The following is a 16,126-nucleotide window of genomic DNA, read 5'->3' as shown; positions in this document are numbered from 1 at the left end:
TGTTATTCATCTCTTACGGAGAGATATACAATAAAAACAGGCACAAACTCGTCTGGAAGTCTGCTTGATGTAAGGACGGACAGATGTTAATTTCTGATGAGAACGAAACTATAAATGCACCTGTCAATTGTTATAGAGAAATGATAATTAAGGATTTATTAAAAACTACTATCATAAAAAATACCTTTCTCTCGTGAGAAACGGACATTAGTAGTTTGTTGAATAAGTAATGAACTAATGAATGTTAAAACAATATTTGATGAAAATGAAGACAAAAAGATTTTTATGGAAACCACTTATCATGTTAATGATAAGCGTTGTTTGCCCGTTCTTTCTGCAAGCCAAGGGGAATGATCCCTTGAAGTACGATATAGCCTCTGCCGGTGTCGGAGCGGATGGGTATGCATTGGTGAAAGTCTCACTCTATGTGGATAAGCCCAAGAAGGCGACTGTGAGTTTGCTGAAGAAAGCGGCTGTACATGGTATCATCTTCCGTGGTGTCAGCGAGACAGGTGTAACAGGTTTCAATAATTTGCGTCCCTTAGTTACCTCGGCTGCCGCAGCACAACAGCATGGGGATTTCTTCAATGCGTTTTTCCAATCAGATGGACAATATCTATCCTATGCGGACATGGTAGAGTCTACTACAGAAACGGTGAAAGTCAACAAAAAGGAATATCGTGTGACTACGGTTGTCAAGGTAAATCGGAATCAGTTACGTACAGTTTTGCAACAAGCCGGTATCGTACGGAGAATTACAGAAGGATTTAATTAAAACATTGATGAGTATGAAATTGAAATTCTTTATCTTTTGTTTGGCCATTGCCTCTGTTTGCTCTTGCAGAGTGAACAAACCTTCTGATCTAGGAGCTTTTTATTCATTTGAGACAGAGTGCATCGGCACGGAATATGACGGTTCACTTACTTTACGTGTCTGGGGCGGAGGCAACAGCAAGAGTGACGCTCTTAATCAAGCGATGAAGAAAGCGGTTCACGATGTGATTTTTAAAGGAATCGTGCGGGGGGTAAACGATTATAACATGCGGCCTCTTGTCTTGGAGGCAAATGGAGCGGAGAAGTATCAAGATTATTTCAACCGTTTTTTTGCCGATAAGGGGGATTATACATATTTCGTGAACTTAAAAGATGAGAAACCTAATTCAAGGCAAGTAATGGAAAACAAACAAGTTTATAAGTATGGGGTGACCGTACGGGTTCTTCGTTCAGAACTTAAGCAACGTTTACAGCAAGATGGTATCATCAAATAGATAGAGGGAAAGAATATGAAAGGATTTATTACGATCGTTCTGTGTGTTTTTAGCACTGTAGGTATTTGGGCGCAAGCCACTTTGCCTACAATTATGGTACGTCCCGGTAATCAGTGGTGTGCGGATAACGGGTTTATGAGGATCGAGGACGTGCAAGGGCAACAAAAGAAAGTGTATGACCGTTCGAGCGCGATGAATGATTCAAAAATGCTTCAAAGCATCGCAACCATTGAAGCATTGCTGAATGATGAAGGATTGGAGACAAATAACCTGCAAGGACAAGAGGAAATGCTTGACGAGTTGGTAGGAGAAGAGGAATTCATTGATGACGAGGATGGAAATATGGCAGATATTAGCGCATTGGAATCTCGAAGGGAAAGAGCTACTGCGGATATCATACTTGATGTCAATTATTCGATAGAGAAAGTCGGACCGAAAAAACAACTTTCTTATACATTGGTTGGCAAGGATTTTTATACAGGGAGGACAATTTGCAACGTAACCGGATTAGGAGAACCGTCCATGTCCGCTTCTGAGGCCACCTTGTTACGAGAAGCTGTGGTCGGGAAAATGCCCGAATTAAAGAGTCGCATGGAAGAGTACTTTGCTAGGATATTGGAAAATGGACGGAACATCCAGATCGGAATCCGCGTGAGTACCGGTTCTGATATCCATCTCATGTCTTCTGTCGAGGGTGGCGACGTTGGCCGTATCATTAACAAATGGATTTTGACGAATGCTTACAAGCACAAGGCCAGACCTTCGACAGGTTCTTCACGTAGATCTGCCAATTATAACGTGAATATCTCGCTGTACGACACGGATGGATTGCCTATTGTGGCTAGGCATTTCGCGGAACAGTTAAGCGATTTCCTTGCTTCGGAACCTTATAGAATCAAGACCATGGTCGCGGAACAAGGTTTGGGACGGGCGTTATTGTATATTCAAGGAAAATTGGAGGATTGAGAATGAAAAAAGGTCTGTTTATTATGTTACTAGCTTTGGTGGGAGTTAGAGCTTTCTCTCAAGAGTGTGATATACCCTTGAGTGTGGTTATTCCAGAACAAGCGGAGACATTGGATGCCACATCTGAATCTCAAATCAAGAATAAGTTGCGGCATATCACTACCTTTCATGGAATCGGAGGAAATGAAAGTGTTTCTCGTTTTGCCATCACGACATCGGTGGATGTATTGAATAAGGAAATCCTGTCAAGCACGCCAATTAAATATACGTATGTATTGAATGTAAACCTATTCATTGTAGATATGCTTGACCAAAAAATATACTCTTCTACCTCCGTGGAAGTGCGTAGCGTCGGTAACAGCCAAACGAAAGCTTATGTCAATGGAATTAGGCAATTAAGCCCGTCAAACAAGGAGATCCAAGCTTTTGTGGAGACAGGTAAGAAAAAAATGTTGGATTATTATGATCGCAACTACCGATACATCATCAAGAAGGCAAAGGAAAAAGCGGCTTTAAGGAATTATGAGGAGGCGCTTTTCTATTTGGTTTCCATACCTGAATGTTGTGTAGGATATGACGCGTCGATGGAGGAACTAAAATTGGTCTACCGGCAATTCGTGAATCAAAAGTGTGTTGAGAATTTAGCGCAGGCACAGGCCGCTTGGATGTCGGGATTTACGTCGGAGAATGCGGCTGTAGCCAGTGTATTTCTCTCAGAGATCTATCCGGACGCCGCCTGCTATGGAGATGCCCAAGCTTTGGTCGATGAGATCAAGAAGCATATGGGAAAAGAGTGGGATTTCAAATTGAAACGTTGGGATGATGGAGTGCGTATTGAATTGCAAAGGATGCGATATGCTCGCGAGATCGCTCTCGCATTCGCGCAAAATCAACCTAAAGAGACTATCAATTTCATTTTTAGATAAAAACGGTAGAAGTCGTATGGGATGGTTGAGGTTATTTTTAATCGTATTATGCTTGCCATTGCAAGTATTGGCGCAGAAGATATATGTTGTGTCCGTTGGAATTGCTGATTATAAAGAGATCAATGATTTAAGGCTTACGGAAAACGATGTCAGGACATTCAATGATTTGATGCGCAAACAGGGGGCAAACATCCATACTTTATTGGGGAAACAAGCGACCCATGCGGCTACCATAGCCGCGTTACGTGGTTCATTTGCTCGTGCGAAGAAAGAGGATACCATGATTTTCTTTTTCAGTGGGCATGGTTATGAAGGCGGTTTCTGCTGTTGGGATATGTCTGCTAGAAGCCTTTCGTTAGGAGGTAGCGATGTGATCCGGAATGCGGCAAGCCGAGACCAGCTGGCTAAGGCTAATCGATCTTATGGAGGATTAAGTTATCAGGAAATGCAGATCTTGTTCCGGAATTGCCGTGCGGGGAAAAAGATCGTGATTGCCGATGCTTGTTTCAGTGGAGGGTTGAACAAAGGTGAGCAGTTGAATATTTCGGTTCAATCTGCGAGGAATAGCGAGGTTATATATTTTATGTCTTCGCACATGGATGAAACCTCACTTGAAATGCGAGATGATTATAATGGCTTATTTACTAAATACTTGAAAAAAGGTCTCTCCGGAGAATCTGATACGAATGGTGATCGTAAAATAACTATTAAGGAGATTTACGATTATGTCTACCGCTCTGTCGTGGATTTTGCGAACAAGATACCTCATTCGCAGCACCCCGAATTATGGGGTAGGTATGATGGTGCGATGGAAATCTATGATTTAACAAAATAATGGATTATTGTATAATGATTAAATTGATAAATTATGAAGACTAAAATTCTTTTTTACTTGTTTATTTTTCTTGGTGTAACCTTGTCTGCAATGGCACAAGATGATGCTTCTTTTGAAGGGGAAATCACATACAGGAACTTTGAAAATCACAATAAGGTAGTTCTTAAATTTTCTAAGGGTATGGCCTATAATGGGGCTCGTAATGTTAAGGTGTTAATTAAAGGGTATAATATGCATATAATAGATGAATCTTTGCATATGCATACCCTATTGTTACCCGGTGAGGACAAAGCTATCATTTTTAATGATTTATTAAAAAAAGGACAACAATTTCCTTTTACTGAATATGTGAATAATTATTTATCGAGTTTTTCTCCAGAAGATCATGTAGTGTCAGGTGTAACTCTTTCTAATACATCTACTATTAAGGATACAGGTGAGACGAAAGAATACAAAGGGCAACTTTGCAAGATTTATAAAGGGCAAGTTATAGCCAATAATGGAGGAACCACTAGCGACATTGAACTGTGGGTCTCGTCAAAATATGATATATATAAATGTTATTGGTATTTTGTAAATGGAATACAAGTTCCAGGAATTGTTTTAAAGTGGACTTATGACACAAAAGGAAAAGTTCCTTTATTTGGTCAAATGAGCAGTTTTGTAGCTTCAGAATTAAAGACTATAGAAGAGCGTGTAGTGACAGAAGAAGAAATGCAAGTTCCTTCTGATTATGATATTACCGTATCGAAATCTCCATTTAAAGTATTAAAGTTATATGGCAGTACGACAAAGTATTTGAAAAAGAATGGAATGTATCCAACTCAAATAGAATCAGATGTGACTTATAAAATAGACGAAGAATGGGATTTTTAAAGCATGAAGCATGAGAGTATTTTATATCATATTAATATCGTTTACCAGCTTGGTTTATTTGCAGGCTCAGAATGATTCAGTGTTTAGATATGATCGGGGATCTTTGTACATGATGATGATAAAACATCCTAATTTGGCCTTTAATAAGGAAATAGAATATGTTTTTGGAAATATAGAGAAACCAGATAGGTTTAATGACCACTATTTGGGTGTCAAGTCTGTTCAATTTGCAGAGGATCAAGATCAGGTGAAGAATATATATTCTTTTATCAAACAGGTTCAGTTAGGGAAAAGAATGGTTGCGAAATGGTTTAATCGTGACAAGCAGACTGGTGGATTTGATATGGAGCTTGTCAAAGAGAGAGGAAATTATAACGCAACAATGATAGATGTGAATATTGCCAAGGAACGTATTCGCGGATTGTCTCTTTTGGAGGATGCCGGAGAGAGATTGCTATCTCATACCTATTTGGTTGTGAATGATATTTATTATGTTGATAAATCAAACAGGTGGCAGGTGTCGAAAGATTGGTTGAATTTTGCCACAAGTTTGGCGGAACCGTGGCTTCCCGGAGGAGACACTGGTACTGGAACCTCCGAGAACCCTTTAGAAAGTTCTTACAACTGGCTTTACGGAGGCTTGATGGATAATATCAAAGGTTTCAGGGTCAAAGTGACTTCTTATTTATTCCGGTTGAAATGGAATGATGAGATAGCGCAACAATTCTATTCTCAATTATATACGGAAGCTCCGGATATAGATGTTGATAAGGTGATGAAGTTCAATGAATCCAAAGATTTGTTTACTTTGGAATATGTGGGAAAAGTTGAAAATGTGAGTAGCAAGACTTCTCTCTTCGGCGTGAAAACAAATGAGGATTTGATTAAAAAGGTTTGTGCTCGTGCGTTGGATAAAAATTTGGCCGATCTGCAACATTCTTTTGCCGATTTCCGTATCAAGGCTCCTTTGGTAAGCCTTTCTCCCTTGAAAGCTTATATCGGAATGAAGGAGGACATGAATGAAGAATCCCGTTATGAGGTATTGGAAATCCAGTTCGACGAACAGGGTAAAATGAGATATAAAAAGGTTGGCGTGATTAAACCTGTCAAGGGCAAAATATGGGATAATCGTTATATGGCGGCCGAAGAGGAAGTGGCAGAAGCCCGATTCAATGGAACGGAATTCCAGAAAGTGTCTGGTGGCGATTTCTATGAGGGTATGTTGATTCGGGAGATTAAATAGGCAATAATCTAATATATGAAAGTATAGCGCTATGAGAAGAATGATTTTGTCTATGTTGGCTCTCTTGTTTTTTAGCGTGATCTCGAGTGCTCAGGATTGGGATTTCGGGAGTGATAACTATGAGACAAAACGCCATAATTTGGGCGTTGAGTTAGGGGTAGGAGGAACAGGGGATTTTTCTATAGATGTCGGTTTTCGCTGGCAAATGAACTTACACGAGTTTGTCTCTTGGGATGTATTAACATTAAAGGCATTGGTGGCTCCGGAACATTTTACGGAAACAATTACACCTCAGCTCATGACAGGTATACGTCTTAATTCTCCTCAATTTCTTGGTATATCTGCCTATCTTTTGGGAAGGGGAGGATACGGACGTTGGATTGATGCTGAAACTGGAGGTTTTTGTTTTGAGATAGGAACCGGACTGAATGTGACCAAACATATTTCTGTAGGTTATGCCTATGACCAACAGAAATCGAATGAGTTCAAAATGAAATATAACGCATTCCGTATAGGTTTCCTTTTCTAATTCTATCTATTAATAAAATACTATAAAAATGAAAAAGTTATTCGTGTTATTTGTTTGAGTACATCTATGATGTCATTTGCTCAAGATCAGACTGGTTTTGGAACTTCTGGCGATGTATTGGTTGGTTATAAGGATAAAGTAGTTTCAACTCTATTAGGGTATGATTTTGGTTATAGAGTTATTCCTAGCTTGTATATAGGAGCTGGTCCTATGGTCTCTGGTTCTTTCGGGAATGGTGGTTCCTCTTTCGGAGGAGGTGGTTATGGGAAAGTACGTTTTACGGTTCCTCTTGATTATAATATCCTCCCTGTAATTGATGGAAGGATTGGTTATAGTTATGACTTTAACTTAAAAGATGGCGATATGTTTTATGGAGTAGGCTTTGGATTACGTTTCTCTGAGCGTTTCTTGGCCAGGATATATTGCAATATATCAAAATCGACAACAATCTCGGAGGAGACCGTTATTACAGGCTACGAGAAAAGATATAATCGCATAGATAAGAAGTATTACAATGTACCTATATATGGGAAAAGAGAAGTAAAGGATTCCAAGAATATTTTTACTCCGGCATTATTGTTCAGTATCCAGTTTTAAAGGATGAAATTCATTTTTAGAGATGATTTATATTAAGTAGAGACGTAGCGTGCTGCGTCTCTACGACTAGATGTCAATGGGACAGAATCTCAAATCCTGCCTCTGTTATCAAGAAGGCATGTTTTATTTATCCAAATAGCTCTTCTTGAAGATATCTATACAAAGAAGGAATAAGGATAATAACAACGGCCCGAAGACGATCCCCATAAATCCGAATAAGGACAACCCGATTACGACTCCGAAGACGGTGATTAACGGATGTATATCCGCCAACTTCTTTTGTGGGAAAAAACGAATCAGATTATCGACGTTCGTAATGACAAGCAAGGCATAAATAGCCAATCCCAAGGCATGTACCCAATCTCCGTTTAAAGCCATATAAGCCGCCAACGGAACCCAGACCAATGCGGTCCCTACAATGGGAATGATCGTAGCGATACAAGTGAGAAACCCAAATAACAGCGGATCGGGAGTCTGAAAGATAAAGTAACCGATCACCGCTACGATACCTTGTATAGCCACCAAAAGAGGGATACCTATGGCGTTTGATTTACGATCATATTGATCTCGTTGAGTGCCTCATCCTTGTTTTGATCACTGAAGGGGAATAAGGTGTATAGATAGTTTTCCATTTTTCTTCCACCTATCAGCATGAAGTACAGAATGAAAATCAAGACGACGACATTTACGGCGAAACTGCTTATGCTACCCATTAAAAACTGTCCGATTTGTGGGAGTATAGAGGCCGCTTTTAATAAGTTTCCTCTATCCAGTACATCAAACCCGGTCTTTTCCTGAACTAGATCCGCTATATGTTGGCCTGTATTTAACAGTACAGTCGGGTCTAAATTAATATTTTGAGTTTTGTTGATTACCAACCAGATCGCCAATATGATTGGGATTAAGAAACATAAGATTGTTTCCCCCAGTAACAGTAAAGCTGCAAAAGCCGGTCTCATATTTAGCTTTTCTGTCAGATGGAACATCTGTCCACGCAGCAATATACGGTTATTCAGGTAGATGGACTGCATGGTCCGTGCGTCCACCTGATTCTGCAGGAACAGGTGGCCCTTTGTGATCGTTTCGCTTTTCAGGTCATGAAAAAATGTCTTGTTGCGGTTCTGTTCACTTATCAGGTATATCATCACCATGCACAGCAAAAAAAACGGTTGCGATTATAGACGTGTTCTGCAAAGTGAGTCTGGTTCTTATTTTCATAGCTTGTCGGTCAATATGAATCCTACTCCGGGCTTGGTGTGGATAAGTTTTACCTCGAATTCCTTGTCTATCTTCTTTCACAAGTAGTTTATGTATACATCTATAAAGTTTGTTCCGGTATCGAAGTGGGTATTCCAGACTTTTTCCGCTATTTCTACACGGCTGATGACCCTTTCCGCATTTTCTACCATGTATACCAACAAGTTGTATTCTTTGGGGGACAGTTTGATGGGAATATTTTGTCGCCTGACCTCCTAAAGGCTGAAATTGATTGATAAGTCCGCGTAGCTAACGTGTTCCGGAGGACGATTTACTGTCCCGGTATCCCTTTTCAACAGGACTTTTACCCTTGCGATTAATTCCCTGAAATCAAAAGGCTTCGTCATGTAGTCGTCTGCTCCGGCATCGAACCCGTCCAGCTTGTCATCCGTCGAACCTAAGGCGGTCAGCATCAACACGGGGATTCGTACATTCGATTTACGGATCTCTTTGCAGAGCTCAAAGCCGTCCAATTTGGGCAGGACGATGTCGGAGATAACCAGTTGAAAGGGATAGGACCGGAAAAGCCGTAATCCCATTACTCCGTCATAAGCAACCATTGTTCGGTATCCGTTTTCTTCCAGCCCTGTTTTTAGCAGGTCGGCTACTCTTTTTTCATCTTCGATTATTAAAATATTCTGCATGCTATTTCTCTATGAAAAATATTTTGATAAGTAAATATCTTTTTAACTTGGCCGCTCATTTCATTTTATTCCAGAGACTTTATTTACCAAGCACCACAATACAAAGATTGTAATCTTTATCCGAATACCAAAATGAAATATGGAAAATTAGGTTATATTTAAACGGCTATATATCATTTAGTAACGGATTCTCGCAAGAAGCCGGGGCTTACCCCGCAGGAGAACCTGAAAGAGGCGTTGGGAAAAAGAATGGGTATCCCTGATTTTCTCCTGTCTTGGTTGACAAAGCGATCTCCGGAGCTTTGCGGGGCGGTTTGGCGGCATGATTGCCGTTAAACCGCTTGGTTTTCGTTTAACGAAAAGACAACTTGCTGTCCGCAGGGGCGGACCACGTTTCTACAATAATTATTGTGTATCAGTCCATTATATGGATGTTCTCTTGTGATTTACGGGGCATTTCCATCGGATATTTGCCGGCTTCTCTCTCCATAAAAGGATGGATATCTCTCCATAGTCATGTGACTTACGCCCATAATTCGGGAATAAGGAGGCGCATATACGGGAAATCTGCCCTTTCCATACCCTATTCTCCATTAATGGATTGTCATTTTTACACTTCCGCAAATGGAGAACGGGCGGTGAGACGTGTACGCCTCGTGTTCTTCCCTCGTTGTCTCCATTGACGAATTGTTACTTCTACACTTCTGCAAATGGAGAACAGGCGGTGAGCCGTATAGACCTCGTGTTCTTCCTTCATTGTCTCCATTGACGGATTGTTACTTCTACACTTCTGCAAATGGAGAGCCTCCCCACCTTCCCATTTTACACATCCCATGACAAAAACTGACTTTCCATGACTATAAGTGACAGGCGGTTCCATCCTGTCCTCTTCTTCCTTTATTTTGTATTCCGAAACAATACCGGTCGTGTAATTTAATAATTTAAGATTTTAAGAAAATGGATTCAGAAAAGGAAAAGGACCGGCTTTCCGATATAATTCTCGGGAGGGTCGGGCTTATGGGGAACTTCCTGTCAGATCCCGTCTCCACATCTCCGGAACCTCCAGTGGATACGCCGGGCCGTGAAAGGCGGTCCCGGGCGGCAGAAGTGACATCCCCGGAAGAATACAAGAGGAGGTTTCTGGTTCCCGCTCCCAAGTCCGCGGAGTGGAAGACCGTGTACATTGACGGGAGGCTGCACCGCCGTATCGCCATGCTAGTCAGGGCCTCCGGTCGCGGCAGCATCTCGGGTTTCATCATCCGGCTGCTGGAACTTCATATGGAGGAGCACAGGGAGGATATCGCCGGGCTGCTCGGTGAGGTCTACCGACCCTGGAATGACGAGGATGGGACGGCCCGCCGGTAAACATCTGTAAATATTCAAAAAGACATGTCAATGAAAGGAAAGAACGTGAAAGGCCGGACGGGGCCCGGCGGAATGGATGCGGAGCACATCCGTGGGATAATGGGGAAAGCCCCTGCCCGGCCCCGGGGGAACGGGTCCGTACAGCCGTCCCTCTACGGCGATGAATACCTGAATGGAATTGCGAGCGTGCAGCGCCGGTCGCTGCACATTCCCGCCACCCTACACCGGAAACTCTCCATCCTGGCGGGAGCCTCGGAAAACGGGAAGGTCACGCTGGAGGGGTTCATCAACCACCTTGTCTCGCAGCATCTGGAAGAATACAGGGAAACGGCGAAGATGATTCTGGAGGAGTTCCTGCCCGGCCGGACATAAGGGGCCGTCCCCCATGACAGGGCATCTCACCCGATCGGGGCATTGTTTTTTGTTTCAGGAACAATAGTGTTTAACATTTTAAAGGTATGAGCATGAAAAAAGAAAAAGAGTTGTTGGTTGCCGTCGCCAGCCAGAAGGGCGGCGTGGGCAAATCGGTCTTTACGGTACTGCTGGCCAGTGTGCTGCATTACCGCAAAGGGCTGCGTGTGGCTGTCGTGGACTGTGACTCCCCGCAGCACAGTATCGCGCTGATGCGTGAGAGGGACATAGAGAACGTCATGAAAAACGATGACCTGAAGGTGAGCCTTTACCGGCAGCACGAGAGAATCCAAAAGCCTGCCTACCCGGTCATCAAGAGTGATCCGGAAAAAGCCGTGGAGGACCTGCGGCGTTATACCGGGGAGAAAGGCGAGGTTTTCGATGTCGTGCTTTTTGACCTCCCCGGAACGCTCCGCTGCGAGGGTGTGGTCTATACCGTCGCCGCGATGGACTACATCTTTGTCCCGCTCAAGGCGGACAACATCGTCATGCAGAGCTCCCTGCAGTTTGCCAAGGCGCTGGAAGAGGAGCTGATCGCCAAGGGGAACTGCAACCTGAAAGGGATCCGGCTGTTCTGGAACATGGTGGACAGGAGGGGACGGAAGGACTTGTACGAGGCTGGAACCGGGTCATCCACAGGATGGGGCTGCGGCTGCTGTCCTCGCACGTTCCGAACACCCTCCGCTACACCCGGGAGGCTGACCCTGTCCGCAAGGGGGTCTTCCGCTCCACGCTGTTCCCGCCCGATTCCCGCCAGGAGAAGGATTCCGGCCTTCCGGAACTGGTGGAGGAGATATGCCGCGCCATCGGTCTGGAGGAACCCGCTGCCGGCCGGGTAGATGACAGGGCGGTAACGGATGATAGGATACAGACACCTTAAATAAGGATTCTTAGCCTGAGGTAAACTAAGCTAAACGGCACGATAATAGGCTCCTTATAATTACGACTTCTCCTATAAACGCATTGTTTTAGTAGTGTAAATAAAGGATGTAATAAGTTACGAGCAGATCAGAGTCATTTTAGCGCAAGAGGCAACGAAGACAGGCAAGATCCGCCAGCTGTACCTTTTAGGGGTTCCCCGTGCGGAAATCGCGAGGATGGTGACTAACGACAATTACGGTTTCGTGGTGAACGCCCTGCGCCGGATGGGGGGAACGTGAGGGCGGTTTGAATATCCATCCGGCGACAGCCGCGTTGGATTACACTTTCAACCGCAAGTTCGGTATCGAGATCGAGGCCTATGACTGTTCCCGTGAACGGCTCGCACCCGAGCCCAGGGAGGCCGGGATCGAGGTTATGGTAGAAGATCATAACCATACCATCCGTCCGCATTGGAAGCTCGTGACGGGCGGCGGTCTGGGCGGTAGCGACACCTTCGAGCCGGTCGGCCCGATTCTGGTCGGCGAAGCGGGGTTGCGGGAACTGGAGAAGGTCTGTCGGGCGCTTGACCCGTGTGATGCGAAGGTGAACGAGAGCCGCGGGATACCCGGACACTGCGGGAAAAGGAAAGCCGGAGAGGACCAAAGCTACAGGCGCCTTCCGCTTCCGGATGATCATGAAGACAAGAATAAAATTAAATTATTGATAATATGAGTTATATCATTATGAAGACGAGGAAATTACGCCTTATTTTGTTCTTTTAAAAAAACTGTATATGAAGATTGTGGAACATAGCGTAAGACGCTGGGAGTCCTACCCGGGAGCGGACACGGAAACCTGCCTGTGGGAAGTCGGCGTGGAGCATGAGGGCGAATATTACGAGGTGCGGATGGAGGCAAGGGAGGTCGGCGCTGACAAAATGTATTATATGGGATATATCAGGAATACCCGGTGCATAAAGGCGTATTTCAGTGACGGCTGGCTGGGCTTCGGCTTTTCCGATATACGTGGCACGTGCAAGTATATCCTGAGGTCGATGCGGAAAGTGATCCGGGGGGACTACAGCTCCATCAGGGGAGCGGGCCATTCGGTAGACATGCCTTGATAAATAAAACAGGTCCGGGACGGAGACTTCAAGGTCTGTTCTCCCAAATAACGGGGGAACAGACCTTTTTTGTTGCCGCCAGCGGCGAAGGGTTAAAAGAGAGACAGGCCGCTGAAGAGACAGTGGATGAACAGACGGCCCTTCTCGGTCCACACCGTATGCGTGGCTGTTAGGTGCTTGAAGAGCGGAGCACCCGGTCAAAATAATGTACTTTCGGGGCCCGCAGGTTCAATTTAAGGGTGTTCAACGCGTTTTCCTTTTCCAGCAGGTAGCCGCCCTCCTTGAGCGTGCGCGAGACCAGCTCGTCGAGGATCCAGCTTTCGAACCTTTCGGCCGAGGGCAGGCGGCTGCCGGCCATCAGGCGGTACAGGTTCCCCTCGTCGATGAACTTCACTTTCTGACGGCAGGCGGCCGTCAGGAGGTCGTGGATGCGTCCCCCCCCTTCGGCTCGCAATGCCGGTTGACGGCATCCTTGGGCAATGCCGAGGCCACATCCCTGGCGCAAAACCAGACCCTGCCTCCGGCTTCCACGGTCCGGACCTTGCCGAACTCGGGATGTTCTGTTATGACTGACATGTGCGTGTCGTTTACTGTTTATAGGTTGATCCTATCGCTTTGAATATCTCATGGATTACCTGGGGGACGACGGCGTTCCCGTATCCCTTGATGGACTGCTGCCGCCAGGAAGAAAAGGTAATACCGTCCAATTGACGGCCCCCCATCATCTCGGTCACAAACAGGGGATTAGTTGGAAACTCCTCCCAGCCTGGGCAAAGAAATCGGGAAGGCCGCCCTGCCGCGGGTTTTCCGAAGGGGGGCGTGAAAACCGACTGGCTACGGAGTCTTTTTCCCGCACATATGACAAAAACTGATTATTCGTGACTATTCGTGCCAGCCGGGGGAATATGCTTGTCCCGCATGTTTTCTTCCCTTATATTCGCATTGACGAACATTTAAAATTGTAAACAAATGGAAATATGTTACATCGAGGCCGGTGTCCTTGAGAGGATGCTGGCACGCGCCGAGAAACTGTCCGGAGATGTGGACAGACTGTATGAGAGGAACCGCAGCAAAGAACCCGGAGAGTGACTGGACGGCCAGGATGTCTGCCTGCGCCTTGACATCTCGCCGCGTACCCTGCAGACCCTCCGCGATACCGGACGGCTGGCGTTCACCCGCCTCCAGCGGAAGTTCTATTACAAACCCGGGGACGTGGAGAAACTGATGACCTACGTCGGCATCAGACGCAAGGAGAAGGCGGTGAGGGAAAGAATAAAGAATGGAAACCTTTAAAGAACGGAAGAAAATGGAAGGTATTATCGACAAGGAGAACGAACGTGTCCGCAGGTTCTTTGCCCTACTGGACAATATGGAGAAAAAAGTGGAACGTCTTGCCTGTAACAACCGTCCTCCTTTCAACGGGGAACGGTTTCTGACCGACAGGGAGCTTTCCGGGATGTTGAAGATCAGCCGCAGGAGCCTGCAGGATTACAGGGACCAAGGACGGATTCCCTATATCCAGCTCGGTGGGAAGATCCTGTACAGGCAGTCGGACATCGAGAAGTTGTTGGAGGAGAATTATCACCCTGCATCGGTATAATATCGTATTCAAGTTTAAGGATTGCCGCCGGAATTGCATTTACGATTCCGGCGGCAATTCTTATTTAGTCGGCGGCTTCCTTGCCGGCGGCAGGCTTTCTTCTTTCCATCAGCCGGTCCATGTCCGAGGATATTTTCCGGTCGGTGACCTGGGCGTAGACCTGCGTGCTGTCGATGTTCGTATGGCCCATCATCCTGGCGATGCTCTCTATCGGAATGCCCGCGGTCAGCGTCAGGGTCCCGAACGAATGCCGGGCCATGTGGTAGGACAGGTTCTCTTTCATGCCTAATGCCACGCCCATTCCATGTACCTCGTACCAGAGGACATCGCGGACAGGCAGCGGGAATACCGGCCTGTCGTCATCCGTGGTGTTGTAAAGCTCCAGTATCTGTCCGGCTATGGGATGCAGCGGGATGAACGCCTCCACGTCCGTCTTGGCACGGCGGATGCGGATATACCTTCTTCCTTCCGAGGTCCTTCCGATATGACGGGGATGGAGAGCCCTCGTATCCGCGTAGGCAAGACCGGTCATACAGCTAAAAATGAATATATCCCGCACTTGCTCCAGTCGTTTAGAAGCGAAATCCTTATTACATATCCTGCTTATCTCGTCTTTGTCAAGATAGCCTCTTTCTATATACTCGAATTTCAGTTTATAATTGGCGAACGGGTCGGCAGTAATCAATCCTGTACCTTGTGCAAAGTTTATAACCGTGCGGAAACGCTGGATGAACTTCATCGCTGTATTGGGTGAACAATCGTGGTTCTTTATTATATATAGGTAGAAGTTCTCAATAAATACCTTGTTGATTTGACGTATAGGCAAATCTGATACACGATATTCATCTTTCATGTATTCAGTCAGGCGTAACTTGGTAAGTTCGTATCTGCTGTACGTTTTGGGCGTGGCTTCTCCTGCTCCGACCTTTTTCTTGTATTGGTCGTTGTGCTGTTCAAAGAACGACAGAATGGTTAGTGCTTCTTCCTCTTTTCCCAATAGTGCATTTTTAACGCTTTCGGGGGTAACATAGCTGTCCCGCATTAGCTGGTTGTGGAAGTGGGAACGGATGTTTGCTTTGATGTCGTCCAGCATGGAGTTAAGCCTTTGTATCTCCATTGATTTGCCTATGGCTCTGCCGGATTTCCAGTTGGCTTCAAAGACTTCTAACTTGGTATTGAATTGGGTTTGTTTGCCGTTGATTGTGATACGGGCATGAATGGGTACTAAACCACTCTTTTTCATCTTGTCTTTTTTCAGGTAAAACAATACGCTGAATGTACTCTTTTCATTTTTCATAATCTCACTTTTTTTAGATTGCAAAACTAATTTTAATCACTGTAAATGAGATAAATAGAGTATAGACAAATCCCGTCAAAAGTAAGACATTTTCCGACAATCGTACCCCCTAATCGTTTTTTGGGGTAGGGGGTACGATTTGGATACTCAACCGTGTCTTTTCGTGCCCTTTTTTTGTCTTTCAAGCAAGACTAAAACAATAAAAAAAGTCCCGCAATATCTTGATATTGTGGGACTTGTCTGTTTTTTGTCGCCTTTTGGCTTTGTTCCTATGTGATCCGCCTGGGGCTCGAACCCAGGACCCCAACATTAAAAGTGTTGTGCTCTA

General features: G+C 45.0%; 17 protein-coding genes and 4 pseudogenes. 16 read left to right on the top strand and 5 right to left on the bottom strand.

The features are described 5' to 3' along the window. Nucleotides 1-265: 265 nt before the first annotated feature. From Q0110_RS17835 to Q0110_RS17795, 9 genes are all read left to right on the top strand, one after another. Nucleotides 266-775, top strand: a complete 510-nt coding sequence (locus Q0110_RS17835; RefSeq protein ID WP_297909699.1) for a hypothetical protein — start codon at nt 266-268, stop codon at nt 773-775. A gap of 13 nt (nt 776-788) precedes the next feature. Beyond that, the gene (locus tag Q0110_RS17830) at nt 789-1,268 is read left to right on the top strand and encodes a hypothetical protein (RefSeq protein ID WP_297909697.1); all 480 of its coding nucleotides are present in this window, start codon (nt 789-791) and stop codon (nt 1,266-1,268) included. A gap of 15 nt (nt 1,269-1,283) precedes the next feature. Beyond that, nucleotides 1,284-2,234 carry a DUF6175 family protein gene (locus tag Q0110_RS17825; RefSeq protein WP_297909694.1) on the top strand — a complete coding sequence of 317 codons (951 nt, stop codon included), beginning with the start codon at nt 1,284-1,286 and terminating at the stop codon, nt 2,232-2,234. Nucleotides 2,235-2,257: 23 nt separating this feature from the next. Further along, nucleotides 2,258-3,160, top strand: coding sequence for a hypothetical protein (locus Q0110_RS17820; protein WP_297909691.1), 903 nt, complete (start codon nt 2,258-2,260; stop codon nt 3,158-3,160). A 16-nt stretch (nt 3,161-3,176) separates the two neighbouring features. Continuing rightward, nucleotides 3,177-3,995 (top strand): caspase family protein, encoded by an 819-nt coding sequence (locus tag Q0110_RS17815; protein WP_297909688.1) that lies wholly within the window; start codon nt 3,177-3,179, stop codon nt 3,993-3,995. A 33-nt stretch (nt 3,996-4,028) separates the two neighbouring features. Further along, nucleotides 4,029-4,871, top strand: coding sequence for a hypothetical protein (locus Q0110_RS17810; RefSeq protein ID WP_297909685.1), 843 nt, complete (start codon nt 4,029-4,031; stop codon nt 4,869-4,871). A 10-nt stretch (nt 4,872-4,881) separates the two neighbouring features. Further along, complete coding sequence (locus Q0110_RS17805; protein WP_297909682.1) at nt 4,882-6,114, top strand: hypothetical protein; 1,233 nt, start codon at nt 4,882-4,884, stop codon at nt 6,112-6,114. Between the two features lie 31 nt (nt 6,115-6,145). Beyond that, nucleotides 6,146-6,643 carry a hypothetical protein gene (locus tag Q0110_RS17800; protein ID WP_297909679.1) on the top strand — a complete coding sequence of 166 codons (498 nt, stop codon included), beginning with the start codon at nt 6,146-6,148 and terminating at the stop codon, nt 6,641-6,643. 66 nt (nt 6,644-6,709) lie between these two features. Then, nucleotides 6,710-7,240: a hypothetical protein gene (locus Q0110_RS17795; RefSeq protein WP_297909676.1), complete on the top strand. Its 531-nt coding sequence runs from the start codon at nt 6,710-6,712 to the stop codon at nt 7,238-7,240. A 123-nt stretch (nt 7,241-7,363) separates the two neighbouring features. Here the strand turns inward: Q0110_RS17795 and Q0110_RS17790 are convergent. From Q0110_RS17790 to Q0110_RS17780, 3 genes and pseudogenes are all read right to left on the bottom strand, one after another. Beyond that, nucleotides 7,364-8,271 (bottom strand): annotated as a pseudogene (locus tag Q0110_RS17790) (AI-2E family transporter). Between the two features lie 183 nt (nt 8,272-8,454). Beyond that, nucleotides 8,455-9,141: pseudogene (locus Q0110_RS17785) on the bottom strand (response regulator transcription factor). Nucleotides 9,142-9,751: 610 nt separating this feature from the next. Next, nucleotides 9,752-9,907, bottom strand: a complete 156-nt coding sequence (locus tag Q0110_RS17780; RefSeq protein WP_297909674.1) for a hypothetical protein — start codon at nt 9,905-9,907, stop codon at nt 9,752-9,754. 191 nt (nt 9,908-10,098) lie between these two features. Between Q0110_RS17780 and Q0110_RS17775 the strand changes: the two genes are divergently transcribed. From Q0110_RS17775 to Q0110_RS17755, 5 genes and pseudogenes are all read left to right on the top strand, one after another. Then, a complete protein-coding gene (locus Q0110_RS17775; protein WP_297909671.1) occupies nt 10,099-10,506 on the top strand; it encodes a DUF3408 domain-containing protein in 408 nt (135 codons plus the stop codon). Nucleotides 10,507-10,536: 30 nt separating this feature from the next. After that, a complete protein-coding gene (locus Q0110_RS17770; protein ID WP_297909668.1) occupies nt 10,537-10,878 on the top strand; it encodes a DUF3408 domain-containing protein in 342 nt (113 codons plus the stop codon). A gap of 92 nt (nt 10,879-10,970) precedes the next feature. Further along, a pseudogene (locus Q0110_RS17765) lies at nt 10,971-11,797 on the top strand (ParA family protein). Nucleotides 11,798-12,014: 217 nt separating this feature from the next. Next, nucleotides 12,015-12,402, top strand: a pseudogene (locus Q0110_RS17760) (amidoligase family protein); the annotation flags it as partial. 169 nt (nt 12,403-12,571) lie between these two features. Beyond that, nucleotides 12,572-12,901 carry a hypothetical protein gene (locus Q0110_RS17755; RefSeq protein WP_297909665.1) on the top strand — a complete coding sequence of 110 codons (330 nt, stop codon included), beginning with the start codon at nt 12,572-12,574 and terminating at the stop codon, nt 12,899-12,901. Nucleotides 12,902-13,070: 169 nt separating this feature from the next. Here Q0110_RS17755 and Q0110_RS17750 read toward each other — a convergent pair whose 3' ends face one another. Further along, nucleotides 13,071-13,295: a BRO family protein gene (locus Q0110_RS17750; RefSeq protein ID WP_297909662.1), complete on the bottom strand. Its 225-nt coding sequence runs from the start codon at nt 13,293-13,295 to the stop codon at nt 13,071-13,073. Nucleotides 13,296-13,990: 695 nt separating this feature from the next. Here Q0110_RS17750 and Q0110_RS17740 point away from each other — a divergent pair. Together Q0110_RS17740 and Q0110_RS17735 are read left to right on the top strand one after the other, a co-directional pair. Continuing rightward, nucleotides 13,991-14,194 carry a helix-turn-helix domain-containing protein gene (locus tag Q0110_RS17740; RefSeq protein ID WP_366139705.1) on the top strand — a complete coding sequence of 68 codons (204 nt, stop codon included), beginning with the start codon at nt 13,991-13,993 and terminating at the stop codon, nt 14,192-14,194. A gap of 13 nt (nt 14,195-14,207) precedes the next feature. Next, on the top strand, nt 14,208-14,501 hold the full coding sequence (locus tag Q0110_RS17735; protein ID WP_297909702.1) for a helix-turn-helix domain-containing protein: 294 nt from the start codon (nt 14,208-14,210) through the stop codon (nt 14,499-14,501). Between the two features lie 64 nt (nt 14,502-14,565). On the opposite strand, the gene Q0110_RS17730 is transcribed toward Q0110_RS17735, so the two are convergent. Then, nucleotides 14,566-15,798 (bottom strand): site-specific integrase, encoded by a 1,233-nt coding sequence (locus Q0110_RS17730; RefSeq protein ID WP_297909656.1) that lies wholly within the window; start codon nt 15,796-15,798, stop codon nt 14,566-14,568. Nucleotides 15,799-16,126: the final 328 nt, after the last annotated feature.

This window comes from uncultured Parabacteroides sp., from assembly GCF_947855115.1.
Taxonomy (GTDB): domain Bacteria; phylum Bacteroidota; class Bacteroidia; order Bacteroidales; family Tannerellaceae; genus Parabacteroides.
The sequence above is the reverse complement of the archived record's forward strand: the minus strand, read 5'-3'. Positions and strand labels throughout refer to the sequence as shown.

Coding starts and splice junctions, on each gene's coding strand:
- Q0110_RS17835 (WP_297909699.1), top strand. CDS start 266: ATGAAGACAAAAAGATTTTTATGGAAACCACTTATCATGTTAATGATA.
- Q0110_RS17830 (WP_297909697.1), top strand. CDS start 789: ATGAAATTGAAATTCTTTATCTTTTGTTTGGCCATTGCCTCTGTTTGC.
- Q0110_RS17825 (WP_297909694.1), top strand. CDS start 1,284: ATGAAAGGATTTATTACGATCGTTCTGTGTGTTTTTAGCACTGTAGGT.
- Q0110_RS17820 (WP_297909691.1), top strand. CDS start 2,258: ATGTTACTAGCTTTGGTGGGAGTTAGAGCTTTCTCTCAAGAGTGTGAT.
- Q0110_RS17815 (WP_297909688.1), top strand. CDS start 3,177: ATGGGATGGTTGAGGTTATTTTTAATCGTATTATGCTTGCCATTGCAA.
- Q0110_RS17810 (WP_297909685.1), top strand. CDS start 4,029: ATGAAGACTAAAATTCTTTTTTACTTGTTTATTTTTCTTGGTGTAACC.
- Q0110_RS17805 (WP_297909682.1), top strand. CDS start 4,882: ATGAGAGTATTTTATATCATATTAATATCGTTTACCAGCTTGGTTTAT.
- Q0110_RS17800 (WP_297909679.1), top strand. CDS start 6,146: ATGAGAAGAATGATTTTGTCTATGTTGGCTCTCTTGTTTTTTAGCGTG.
- Q0110_RS17795 (WP_297909676.1), top strand. CDS start 6,710: ATGATGTCATTTGCTCAAGATCAGACTGGTTTTGGAACTTCTGGCGAT.
- Q0110_RS17780 (WP_297909674.1), bottom strand. CDS start 9,907: ATGGAGACAATGAAGGAAGAACACGAGGTCTATACGGCTCACCGCCTG.
- Q0110_RS17775 (WP_297909671.1), top strand. CDS start 10,099: ATGGATTCAGAAAAGGAAAAGGACCGGCTTTCCGATATAATTCTCGGG.
- Q0110_RS17770 (WP_297909668.1), top strand. CDS start 10,537: ATGAAAGGAAAGAACGTGAAAGGCCGGACGGGGCCCGGCGGAATGGAT.
- Q0110_RS17755 (WP_297909665.1), top strand. CDS start 12,572: ATGAAGATTGTGGAACATAGCGTAAGACGCTGGGAGTCCTACCCGGGA.
- Q0110_RS17735 (WP_297909702.1), top strand. CDS start 14,208: ATGGAAGGTATTATCGACAAGGAGAACGAACGTGTCCGCAGGTTCTTT.
- Q0110_RS17730 (WP_297909656.1), bottom strand. CDS start 15,798: ATGAAAAATGAAAAGAGTACATTCAGCGTATTGTTTTACCTGAAAAAA.